Here is a 12038-nt window from a genome sequence, read left to right on the forward strand (position 1 = left end):
ATAAACCGCGGAACGTAGAAGGCAAGTATTTTTTCATGCATAGAACCCGAAAATAGGGTAACTATTTATTGACGTACGGGATTATACCTGTTCCTTTCTTTCCATGTCAAAATTTAGTCACTATTAATAATATTGGATCATCTTATGGGGGTATAATAAGCTTAGGATAATCTTCGTTATCTTGAATTCACATTGATTACAACCCGTATAGCCTGTAATTTTAAGGTGCAAGCATTAATAAAGTGAGTACTCTCTGAAATTTGTTTTTTAAAGAATTGGATCTCCTCATCACGAATTGCAGGATTAAGCTTTTGTAACGCCTCGAGTCGATTTATTTCTTGAGAAATAGTCAATTCCATCTTTGATTTTGCGTCCTCAACAAGTAGCCTCATCTGTGCTTCTGCAACCTCGTGAGTTTGTTTAAGAATGGATTCAATATTTTCTCGAACCTGTTTAATGACTGGATAGCCTAAATGACGCTTAACTGGTTCACATAAACCATTGAGCTGTTCATAATTTAAAATATTGGATAAATTTTTATTGGTTGTATCCATCAAAATTCTAATCGGCGACAAAGGTAAAAATCGGTCAAGTTGCAGATATTTTGGAGCTGCAGAATTGATTGTATAAAAAGTCTCCAAGAATAGAGTCCCAGGTTTTATGCTTTTAATTGAAATGGTTGTCACCGTGGCATTACCAAGATCTGATTCCAGAATCATTTCCATGGAATCATGAATCATGGGGTGTTCCCAACTTAAAAATTCCATGTCTTCACGTATAAGAGCTTTGGGGCGAGAGTAAGTGACGGTCATACCATCTTCCTTTAATCCGGGAAAATGAGTGGTTTTCATGTGATTACCTGGACGCAGTATTTCAGCATTTTCCGAATGGTACTCCTGATCGATTCCATATTCCTGATAAACCAGCGACATATAATTTTCCAGTTCAAGAGAGTTCTCTTCTGCTTCTATCGCATCAATTAGTTCTTTTCCTATAATATAGTTGCAGGAATTCAACTCTAATAATCTATCTCTGCCTGCACTCAGTTCTTTTTTAATTGCTTCAGTATGTAGTTTGGTATCAATAATGAGTTCCTCTATAAGGTTTTTTTCTGGATCTGGATTGCTCAAAATAGGTAGCAGTCGATCTTGAAAAGTTTCAAATATTGAAAAACCGACAGAGCAGCTCTGTTGGAAAATATTGATTCCCTCGTGGTACCAGCGGAATAATTTTTCCTGAGCTGTACCTATTATATAGGGTACATGAATTTCAATGGGATGATTTTGACCAATTCGATCCAATCTTCCAATTCGTTGCTCAAGCAAGTCAGGGTTTAGTGGCAAGTCAAATAAGGCCAAATGATGAGAAAATTGAAAGTTTCGCCCTTCGCTGCCTATTTCGGAACAAACGAGCACTTGGGCTCCATTATCATCTTCTGCAAAATATGCAGCGGCTCTATCACGTTCAATAATGGTTAATCCTTCATGGAAGGCTGCGCTACGAATGCCTGTCTTTAATTTTAAATATTGTTCTAGTGTAATAGCCGTTTTTGCTTCTGCGCAGATGACCAGAATTTTTTTAGGGTAAAGTTCGTGAATTTTGTCAACAAGCCAGCTTACTCGAGGGTCATGATTTACCCATGACTCATTATCCAGCAAAGATTCGGGATAAAGGTTGGTGGATTTTAATTTTTTGTTTACCATGGAGTAAATATCTGGGCAAGTTAAAGGGACAGGATGAACTATCCTTATGGGAAACCCTTTAATCGCAACTCGAGTATTTCGAAACAATACGCGTCCTGTACCATATCTATCCAATAATGCTTGAATTGTAGCATTAATGCTGGAGGGGACTTCTTCACCCAAGAATTGCGCTAAACGCAATTGAGATTGAGAGTGCAACTCATCTGTTTCATTTTTTTCCTTATAATCAAGGAGTTCTTGAACGACTTGATTTATTTCCTGGTACTGTTTTTCTTCCTTTTTAAATGCTGCAAAATCATAAAATCGTGCTGGATCAAGCAGGCGAAGGCGGGCGAAATGACTTTCTATTCCAGCCTGTTCAGGAGTAGCCGTAAGCAGTAACAAACCTCCGCTCTGAGTTGATAGTTTTTCGATAAATGTGTATTCAGGACTTTGAGATTCTTCGGACCAGTGAAGATGGTGTGCCTCATCTACGACAAGAAGATCCCAATGGACAGTTAATATTTGCTGACGGATTTCCTCATTTTCCATGAGGAAATCCAGATTGGTTAATACCAATTGCTCCGACTCAAATAGATTATCAGTTCCCAAATTTTCTTCTATTGGAAGATTTTCATATTCCGACTCACCAGAATGGTTTGCCAGGTTATCATAACGATTTTGATCTATGATAGAAAAATACAAGTTAAATCGTCTGAGCATTTCGACAAACCATTGATGAATCAATGAATTTGGAACAATAATAAGTACTCGAGAAGCACGGCCAGTATGTAATTGATAATGCAGTATCATGCCAGCTTCAATTGTTTTACCAAGTCCTACTTCATCAGCCAATAGAACACGAGGGGTAAATCTTTGAGCTACTTCATACGCAATATAGATTTGATGAATAAGGTGGCTGGCTCGCGAACCTAATAATCCTCTTGCCTTAGATCTTTGTAATCGGCTGACATGATTTAATGTTTCTATTCTGAGCTTAAAAGTGCTGAGCTTGTCTAATAATCCGCTGAAGAGTCTTTGTTGTGGCGTATTCAGTTTGATAAAACAATTAAGAGCAAGCTCACTCACTTGAAACAGTTTTCCTGATTCGTCTTCCCCTGTATAAAATAAAATGCCATCTTGTTCCTTAATAGCGGTAACTTTTAATTTTTGCTGCTCATTGGTGATGATTTCTTCACCAACTTTGTAAGATATACGGCTTAGAGGAGCATTGTCAGTGGCATAAATTCTATCTTCTTCAGCAGCTGGAAAGCTTATACAAACTTGCCTCCCGTCAACTTCAGTAATAATACCCAGCCCGAGTTGTGACTCAGTGTTACTTATCCAGCGTTGACCAATAGAAAATGTCATAAAGTGTAACTTCCTCTTTATTTTGTATCATTAATTTTTAATGAGCGATTGTATCAATTTTTAAATTGAGTGGCATGAATAATTTCAACCTATTGATTTAGGTATATACGGTGAAAATGATTACAGTATAAACATGGTATACAAATTATTGACACTAAATGTCCAAGCACAGTATAGTGTCAATGAGTTTAAAATTTTAAAAGAAAAGGAGAAATAGTATGTTAGCTCACTCCCATTTAAAACAATTAATTAGAAAAGATTTATCAAAATCTGCTGCAGGCTCAATAATTCAACGTTGGGGGTATCTTTTTAACAACTAGCCATCCTTATCCCAAGCTTCCTCATTCCTTTTTTCATACTGTCCCCCAAAAACGATCAATCAAGTCGATATCGGCAAGAATTCAAAATGAGTTTCTTAATTCCCATAGTCAAAATGCAAAATTTCAGGCATTAACAGGTATTGAGCATGTGATTATTTATCTTAATGGGCACTTGTCACTTTGGCAGAAAAATAAAGACGGTGCTTTTTCCGAGAGTGATGATCAAAAAACTCCTGCATTAGGGGATTCTTATAATCTGATTAAATCAATATCTCATTGTTCTGTTTGGTTAACCATGATTTTTCAATCGATGATTGAGAGACGTGCAAGAAATAGCCGCCATATAATCGATTTATTGAAACTTAAATCTTGTTTGCATGATTTAAGGTGTTTAGATGAGAAGATTCGTCCTGAGCTCCCAGTAATTCATAAAATAATGACTTACCTCGCTCAAGCTCAAGTGATAACTAATTTATCCCAGATGAAAAAGTTACAGAGTCAGTATTTGCAAGAGATGAAAATAATCAATGAAGATTATGCTTCACGGGCAGCTCAACTCCAATTGCAGGGAATGCATAAGATTTTAGGGGGTTGGAAAACCAATGCAGGAATTCAATTAGAGAAAACACGCGTTCTAATAGTTTGTTCGCATGGTCCCAGAGAGGAGTTAATCGAAAAGCAGTATTTCCTTGATTTGTATGCAAAGTATGGGATTCCCGATGCAGAAAAAAGAAGCTCCCATATTATTTGTGTTGAGATGTTGCCGGAGCAAATAGCAACCGTAGGTAAGGATTCTTTGATTGATTTCTTGAGAAAACACCAAATCAACAGCTTGATTGGACAGGACATGTTAGGTGATTCACAGGCAATGAATAAAGACGTTTTAGGAAAATACGCTCCTGATGTCCTGCGATCTTTTTGTCCTTACCATGTGAAATCTTCTGTATCTGGACGCAATTCAATATTTACAACAGCATGTAATCAAAGAAAAGAGACTGAGTTAAGCAAAGCCTCTTCAGAAGATTATAATTGCACAATAAAATAAGGTCTGTTGACAATAAGTCCCCCTGTCTATGCGCCTCGGTTTGTTCGAGGCGTCTAGCAACATGGCACTGCTATTTACCTTAATCAGGATTTTTTAGATTTCTTAAAATCTGTTAGTGATTGAATTTTCAGATCTTTTTTTTCGCTGATATTCTAAAATAAAATTTAATTGCAAAAAATAAAAGAATTACTTGTCTTATTGATGCTTTATGATTAAAAATGGTCATCTAAGGAAGATTTTTAATCGTAAGGAGTAGATATGGCCACCAATGAAACAGAACTTAAAGTTTTGATTAAAGCTGATAATTCAGTAACCACTACTAATGGCACAGAAAGTACTTTAAAGTCTTCTAAAGACAGTACTGACGCTCCTGAGATTGAAACAGACAGTCTCAAAAAAATTATTCATACTCAAAAACAACTTAGCGACGTTAAAGAAAGCCTAGGTTCGATTGTAGACAGCATGGCAGAAAATCCTAGTTTATTTACTCGTGCAGCAACAGCATGGGGTGAACTGCCTATGTGGCAAAAAGTGACAGGGGGAGTAGTTTTAACAGCTCCAACTTTAGCAGTAGGGTTGTTTGCTCACATTGGTGTTTTGTTGGTAATAGGTGGAGTTACGGGAATCACCTATACAGCCGGTGCCATTGTTTTGGACGATCATCACACATGCAATGTGAATATCGCTAAGCGATTAAAAGAAGGGCTTTTTGGCTTAGCTGATGTGTTGCAGATTACCATTGATGCCTTGGATGAAATTCGTAAAAAATTTGCTGAGGAAATTCAGAAATTTAAGAAGGAAAATACCAGATTAACTGAAAATATTGATAGACTTGATAGTCAGGTGGAGTCACTTACTACTCAAGTAGAGTTATTTATGGAAACTGAAAAATTGCTTCGTAAATTTAAAAATGATCTCGAGGAAACGACCAGACAACTGCAAGAATCAGCTAGTAAACAAACGGATTTATTGGAAAGAAACCAGAAAGAATTATCGCAGGTAGTAAAAGAGTATGAAAGGAGTCAAAAACAATTAGCTACTAAAGTTGCTGAATTACATGAAGTAAGAACGTCTTTAGGTCTGGAGGTCGAGAAAGCTAAAATTGTTGCCAATACTCTACAAGGAGCAGTTCAAACTTTATCAGGAACGGTTATTGCTGATCAAGAGAAACGTGCCTCATTCCAAAAACAGCTGGATGGATTTCTTAATGCTAAAGAAATCAGTTTTGATCAAGTGGCTGAACGAATTTGCCAGGCGGAAGAAGAGCTAAGAATGGTTCAAGAAGAGTTAAGACGCAGTAATGAGCGCTATAACGAATTATTAAAGCGTCACGAAGCTCAAGTGGATCGCTTGGATAAAATGGTTGATAGAGCGGTAGAAATAGGCCAAGTGGCAGAATCGGATAAAGAAAATATTAAGCTGGGTAATGACAATTTGGGTTTGTATAGGTATGGACTATATTGTAATGAGAAGAAAATACCAGCTGTATCAATTCCAGATGATACGCATACAGTTAGAGAAGGTATGAGAGTACATTAAATCGCCTCTACTAGTGCGCTGAAATGCCCTATAGCATCCAATTTGAATAAATACGGACGATTGGTATCAAAAAGCAAGTAGGTTGGGCCATTCTGACCCAACAAGTGATCTCTTAAAATGGCTAATGCTGGGTCAAATGACTAATCCACAGACTTTATTTACAAAGGGTCAGAACGATTACAAATTTTAAGATCTTTGTCCTGCTGTTATCGGAATGACGTTCCTATAACAGCGTGACAATTTACTATTCCCCTTGTTCTTTAATCAGCATAGCTTCTCTTTTTTTGTTACCCTCATTTTTTGCAGGAGCTGACCGATTGCTTTGTTGGCTTCCTTGATTCGGGTTGGAACCGGATTTTTTCCGTTGTTGATTTGAGGTAGCAGAACTGCTGGCGCTGCCTGACGAGCTACGTTGATGACTTCCTCCTGAACGACGTCTTCGATTTGAACCACTGCTGCTGCTTTGAGAGCGCTTGTCTGAGCCCTTGGCTGTTTGTTTTGCTTGATGTTGAGCACGATTATGGTGTTTTTTGCTATATTCTTGAGCCGTAGCTTGGGTAGCAGAATGGCCACCAAATAAACTGGTCCATAATCGTTTTATGAAACTAGTTTGAGGATGTTTGATAGTTCTGTGTTCTGTAAATGGTTTAACAGCTGGTTCATCATGTGAGGCAGGTTCTTTATCACTGCTAGGTACATGCACTTCAGGTTGCTGAATCAAGGTATAACTAGGCTTTTTTGATTTTCCGACATTATCTTCTTTTAGACGTGTAATAGTATATTGTGGAGGATGCAAATAAGGATTTGCAATCACCACTACACTTACGCCATGTCTTTTTTCAATATCTTTAATAAAATTTCGTTTTTCATTCATGATGAATGTAGCCATTTCAGCAGGTAATTGCACCTGAATTTCAGCTGTTTTTTCTTTCAAGGCCTCTTCTTCGATAAGCCTGGTAATGGACAAGCCATGAGATTGAATGCTACGAACTGTTCCTCTGCCTTCACAACGAGGACAAACTTCCTGAGCTGATTCTCCTAATGATAATCTGAGGCGCTGACGAGACATCTCAAGAAGACCAAAGCGGGAAATGCGCCCTACTTGAATTCTGGCTCTATCAGCTTGCAAAGCTTCTTTCAGTCGATTTTCGACTTCTCTTTGATTTTTGCTCGAGCTCATATCAATAAAATCGATGACAACTAAGCCGCCCAAATCACGTAGACGTAGTTGACGGGCAATTTCATCGGCTGCTTCGAGATTAGTATTTAAAGCAGTAGCTTCAATATCCGCGCCCCCTGTAGCCTTAGCAGAGTTAATATCAATGGATACCAGCGCTTCTGTTCTATCAATAACTAAAGCACCACCAGAAGGAAGCATGACTTGACGTTGATAAGCTGTTTCAATTTGGCTTTCAATTTGATAGAAATTAAAAAGAGGAATGCTGTTGTTATAGAGTTTTAGATTAGGTAAAAACTCTGGTTTTACACGCTCAATGTATTGTTTCGCTTTAATATAAGAGATTTGATCGTCAATAATGATTTCGCCTATTGATTTTCGTAAATTATCACGAATAGAACGAATAATGACATCACCTTCTTGATGAATTAAACAGGGTGCCAGTTCTGTGTTATACGCTTGTTTGATGGATTCCCACTGATTGCAAAGCATATTCAAATCATCTTGCAATTCCTCCAGACTTTTTCCAACTCCTGCTGTACGGATAATAAGCCCCATATCTTCTGGTAGCGTTAAAGCATTTAGTGTTTCACGTAACTCATCCCGTTCTTCACCTTCTATGCGTCTCGATATTCCTCCAGAACGAGGATTGTTGGGCATTAATACCAAATAACAGCCAGCCAAGGTAATAAACGTAGTGAGTGCTGCTCCTTTATTACCTCTTTCTTCTTTATCGACCTGGACGAGTAATTCTTGGCCTTCACGGATAAGACTCGTAATTGGAGGTTTTTCATCGCCAAACTCTTCTGGATTTTTGCTTAGATATTCAGGCGCTATTTCTTTAAGTGGTAAAAAACCTTGGCGTTTGGAGCCATACTCAACAAAAACGGCATCGAGACTTGGTTCTCTTCTTGTTACAATTGCTTTGTAAATATTACCTTTTTTCTTGATTTCTCCTGGACATTCAATATCCAGGTCAAATAATTGGTTGTCTTTAATGAGTGCAACGCGGATTTCTTCAGTTTGCATTGCATTTATCAGCATTTTTTCCATGTGTAACCCCATATTTAGGGCGCATGCATTTATGTCAAGATAGTGAAAGGCTCTGTATAGTGTTATAGCCATTTCTGCAGGGTTTGTGCCTGGACGTTAATTTCTCAGTTTTATTACTTGCATTCGTCTTTATATGCTGAGTAAGAAGACGGATAAATTAATATCTTGGTCTTATTCTGCTAAAACGGTAACAGTCTATTCCCTAATTGCCTAATTCTATGTCTTAAAGACAGTGCCATTTGGCAGGTAGGGAGGAGATCTTTAAGCTGACCCATTACCTTATGGACAGACCGTACGCATGCTACCTTGATAATAAAAGGTGCACACTCTGTGATGTACCGCTTACTGATTAAGTGGGTTAGGATCTTGTTTGCAAGCTTTTCTGAAAATGACCAAAATCCACGACTTTCTGCGATTTGCTCATTCACTTTTGCGTAAGTTGCGCTGTGATTCTCGCAGATTGTAGGTTTGGGTCCATTTTTAGTGGGTTTGTAAACAAGTCCTAAGAGAAAAAAGCCTTTTATCAGGCGTGCAAAAGCCCGGGAATCATTCGTAATTGGTATAAAGCATGTCTGGCATGCGTAGGTATCTGTCGAAATAATTATCAATTTTACTCTGGTTTTGGGTCGCTTCCTTATATCTTTGACTTAAATGGAAGCGCATTTTGTTTCTTAACTAGGCATCTACTCATGCTCTATCACTAGGAAGAGCAATTGCTTCGTTGTCCGATGCTCAAATCCTCATGTACATTTCGGCTTTGTGCTTCGTGTCTCCTCGCACTTACAGCTTTACAGCGATTTTCGAAAGAGGTCTAATGGCCTGAGTAGCTGCTTCTTTAGTTTGATTTGTTATCAAATAAACTAAACTTATGCTATTCTGTTAATTTTCCATTCTGTATAGATGATGGGAAATTAAGGAGATTGCATCTATTTTAGTGAATTTATCACAAATCTTTTGTCGATTATGAGTCGACTATTAAACTATTTCTCTATTTATACGTTATAATTCGGTCGTAAGGGATTTTCCCATACGGTATCTAATCATATCAAAAAAATCACGCTCAGAAAACAGGTTTATTGACAATGGGTGAAGTAAGTTATAAAGAAATTAGTTCAGAAGAGAATGGACAACGTTTGGATAATTATCTAATACGTATTTTAAAGGGTGTTCCTAAAAGTCATATTTACAGAATTATTCGTGGAGGTGAAGTAAGGATCAATAAGAAAAGAGCTCAAGTGAATAGCCGCTTACAAATAGGGGATATTATAAGGATTCCTCCAATTCGAATGGCTGATACTAAGGAAACGTTTGTAAGTGATGGTTTGGCAAAACGTTTGAAGGATAGTATTATTTTTGAAGGTTCTTCATTGTTGGTAATTAATAAACCAGCAGGTATAGCTGTACATGGTGGTAGTGGTTTGAGCCTTGGTGTAATTGAAGCCTTACGAAAGATGAGGCACGATTTGTCTTATTTGGAATTAGTGCATCGATTAGACAGAGATACTTCTGGCTGCCTTTTATTGGCTAAAAAAAGAAGCGCTCTGAGAGCTATTCAGGCCTTGCTTGAAGCACGTGAAGTTAAAAAAACCTATTGGGCTTTATTGACTCATTGTTGGGAAGGTAAAAAGAAAATCACGATTACAGCCCCTCTTGAAAAGAATGTATTGAGATCTGGGGAAAGGCTTGTTTCGGTTAATAAAGAAGGTAAGGCCTCTGAAACAGAATTTAAATTATTGGAAAACTATCACCAAGCTTGTTGGGTTGAGGCGACTCCTAAGACAGGAAGAACTCACCAAATTCGCGTTCATAGTGCCTATTTTGGTCACGTTATTGTTGGTGATGAAAAATACGGCTCTAGGGTGGGTGAAGTGGAAGATATAGATAATCACCAAAATCGTCTTTATTTGCACGCAAGGTCTATCCAATTCCATTTGGATGGAATAAAGCGAGTATTCCAAGCGGATGTAGATGATAGATTTGGTAATACACTAAAACAGCTGCGTGCAAGGAGCTTGTTGAGTAATGAGTAATTCATATCAGTTAGTGATTTTTGATTGGGAAGGCACGATCGCTGATACCTTGGGTGTTATTTTACATACCGTAGCTGCTGAAGCTAAAATATTAGGTTTTGGTGAGGTTGATCCTTATCAGGCAAGAAGATATGTCGATTTGGGTTTGGTTCAGGCAATAAAAAAGACATTGCCTCATCTGACAGCTAAACAGCAAGAAGAGTTATTGCTCGCGGTGCAGTCTGCAATGGTTTCAAAACCAACAGAAGTCTGTTTGATACCAGGTGTATTAGAATTTATTCAGCGACTTCAACAGGCAAAAATCGATTTAGCAATTGCTACTAATAAAGGTCATAATTCCTTAATGCGTGCCCTTCAGGCTACTGGCCTGGATCAATGGTTTAAGGTAACGCGTGCTGCAGGACAAGTGCCAGCAAAACCTTGTCCGCAAATGCTTGAAGAAATTATGGAAGAGTTTGGGCAGGATTTCTCATCGACTTTGATGATAGGGGATTCAGTCACCGATATGGAAATGGCAAGAAGAATTAATGTTAATGCTATAGGTATGGATTTTTACCATCAGCAAGAAGCGGCTCTAAAAGCTGCAGGTGCCTTAGCCGTATTTGATGATTACAAGCTTTTGGCTACTTACTTGAGGTTGCCAGAGGTCTAAAGGGGGTAGTAAGCAGTGAGCACATTAACTAGTTTGCCGAATATCTTAACTTTGATGAGGATTTCAAGTATTCCCATATTTGTCCTCATATTTTATTGTCCATTTCAATGGGCCCATCCAGCAGCTGCGGTTATTTTTGCAATAGCAAGTATTACCGACTGGTTAGATGGTTATTTGGCCCGTAAACTTCAAATGATGTCTCATTTTGGTGCTTTTCTTGATCCTGTAGCTGACAAATTATTGGTATCGACCAGCCTGTTACTTTTAGTTGGGGCTAAAGACATCAATTATATTACGATCCCGGCCATTGTTATTGTCGGGCGGGAAATTGTGATTTCTGCTTTGCGTGAGTGGATGGCTGAGGTAGGGAGACGCGCTCTTGTTGCTGTTGGGTATATCGGGAAAGTAAAAGCTTGTTTGCAGATGATTGCTTTGGTTTTATTACTCGCCTTTAATCCAGTTGTTTCATGGTGGGGGAGCATAGGTTTTGTTCTTCTCTATGTGTCTGCAATTTTAACGATTTGGTCTATGGTGATTTATTTGGCTATTGCTTGGCCAGAGTTAATGAAAAAAAGTTAATTTTGTTGTTGACAGCCTATTTATTTTCGGTAGAATTTCATCCCGTAGAGACGCGGGAATAGCTCAGTTGGTAGAGCATAACCTTGCCAAGGTTAGGGTCGCGAGTTCGAGTCTCGTTTCCCGCTCCAAATTAAGCGACTGCGATGTCGCTTTTTTTTTAGAGTGATAGGCGCGCAGTATCTATTTGAGGCTGTGTGGCAGAGTGGTTATGCAGCGGCCTGCAAAGCCGTGTACGCCGGTTCGATTCCGGCCTCAGCCTCCATTAACAAAGTAAATGCCCAGGTGGCGAAACAGGTAGACGCAAGGGACTTAAAATCCTCGGAGCTTAACCTCCGTGCCGGTTCGATTCCGGCCTGGGCACCAAAATTTCTAAACCCATAAGCCCTACGTTGAATCAATCATCATCTTACGATGATGACCTTCGGTTATTTACAACAAGAGTATGGTTTTAAAGGCAGTTACAGCATAGTTCAGCGCCATATTAAGGCATTACTCGTCCTATTCTTTTCTCCGCTTTAGCAATAGATAACATGAGACCATTTCAATAATTTAGAATATTAATTAAAAATTAGGTAACGTCCCTGAAGTTT

The 12038-nt window shown here is 38.4% G+C and carries 7 protein-coding genes and 3 tRNA genes; 8 read left to right on the forward strand and 2 right to left on the reverse strand.

All coding sequences use genetic code 11. The features are described 5' to 3' along the window. Nucleotides 1-176 precede the first annotated feature (176 nt). Nucleotides 177-3053: an RNA polymerase-associated protein RapA gene (gene rapA, locus OK13_RS06130; RefSeq protein ID WP_035888903.1), complete on the reverse strand. Its 2877-nt coding sequence runs from the start codon at nucleotides 3051-3053 to the stop codon at nucleotides 177-179. Nucleotides 3054-3521: 468 nt separating this feature from the next. Between rapA and OK13_RS06135 the strand changes: the two genes are divergently transcribed. Beyond that, nucleotides 3522-4418, forward strand: a complete 897-nt coding sequence (locus tag OK13_RS06135; protein WP_035888906.1) for a hypothetical protein — start codon at nucleotides 3522-3524, stop codon at nucleotides 4416-4418. Nucleotides 4419-4676: 258 nt separating this feature from the next. Beyond that, nucleotides 4677-5957: a LegC2/C7 family Dot/Icm T4SS effector gene (locus tag OK13_RS06140; protein ID WP_035888907.1), complete on the forward strand. Its 1281-nt coding sequence runs from the start codon at nucleotides 4677-4679 to the stop codon at nucleotides 5955-5957. Nucleotides 5958-6201: 244 nt separating this feature from the next. On the opposite strand, the gene OK13_RS06145 is transcribed toward OK13_RS06140, so the two are convergent. Then, nucleotides 6202-8187: an Rne/Rng family ribonuclease gene (locus OK13_RS06145; RefSeq protein WP_052117592.1), complete on the reverse strand. Its 1986-nt coding sequence runs from the start codon at nucleotides 8185-8187 to the stop codon at nucleotides 6202-6204. A gap of 1082 nt (nucleotides 8188-9269) precedes the next feature. On the opposite strand from OK13_RS06145, the gene OK13_RS06155 reads away from it, so the two are divergent. The 6 genes from OK13_RS06155 (at nucleotide 9270) to OK13_RS06180 (ending at nucleotide 11811) form a co-directional block, all read left to right on the forward strand. Then, the gene (locus OK13_RS06155; RefSeq protein WP_035888909.1) at nucleotides 9270-10217 is read left to right on the forward strand and encodes an RluA family pseudouridine synthase; all 948 of its coding nucleotides are present in this window, start codon (nucleotides 9270-9272) and stop codon (nucleotides 10215-10217) included. After that, nucleotides 10210-10869 carry an HAD family hydrolase gene (locus OK13_RS06160; RefSeq protein WP_035888911.1) on the forward strand — a complete coding sequence of 220 codons (660 nt, stop codon included), beginning with the start codon at nucleotides 10210-10212 and terminating at the stop codon, nucleotides 10867-10869. Before OK13_RS06155 ends, OK13_RS06160 begins: the two co-directional genes overlap by 8 nt. Before the next feature lie 15 nt (nucleotides 10870-10884). Next, nucleotides 10885-11448 (forward strand): CDP-diacylglycerol--glycerol-3-phosphate 3-phosphatidyltransferase, encoded by a 564-nt coding sequence (pgsA, locus tag OK13_RS06165; protein ID WP_035888914.1) that lies wholly within the window; start codon nucleotides 10885-10887, stop codon nucleotides 11446-11448. Nucleotides 11449-11500: 52 nt separating this feature from the next. Then, nucleotides 11501-11576 (forward strand) — tRNA-Gly (locus OK13_RS06170). Between the two features lie 60 nt (nucleotides 11577-11636). After that, nucleotides 11637-11710: transfer RNA gene (locus OK13_RS06175), tRNA-Cys, on the forward strand. A gap of 14 nt (nucleotides 11711-11724) precedes the next feature. Beyond that, nucleotides 11725-11811, forward strand: a tRNA-Leu gene (locus tag OK13_RS06180). The last annotated feature ends 227 nt before the right edge of the window (nucleotides 11812-12038 follow it).

It is taken from the genome of Legionella norrlandica, from assembly GCF_000770585.1.
Taxonomy (GTDB): domain Bacteria; phylum Pseudomonadota; class Gammaproteobacteria; order Legionellales; family Legionellaceae; genus Legionella; species Legionella norrlandica.

Excerpts from the sequence above, each read along its gene's own strand:
- OK13_RS06145 (WP_052117592.1), bottom strand. The coding sequence starts at position 8,187 with ATGGAAAAAATGCTGATAAATGCAATGCAAACTGAAGAAATCCGCGTT.
- rapA (WP_035888903.1), bottom strand. The coding sequence starts at position 3,053 with ATGACATTTTCTATTGGTCAACGCTGGATAAGTAACACTGAGTCACAA.
- OK13_RS06160 (WP_035888911.1), top strand. The coding sequence starts at position 10,210 with ATGAGTAATTCATATCAGTTAGTGATTTTTGATTGGGAAGGCACGATC.
- OK13_RS06140 (WP_035888907.1), top strand. The coding sequence starts at position 4,677 with ATGGCCACCAATGAAACAGAACTTAAAGTTTTGATTAAAGCTGATAAT.
- OK13_RS06155 (WP_035888909.1), top strand. The coding sequence starts at position 9,270 with ATGGGTGAAGTAAGTTATAAAGAAATTAGTTCAGAAGAGAATGGACAA.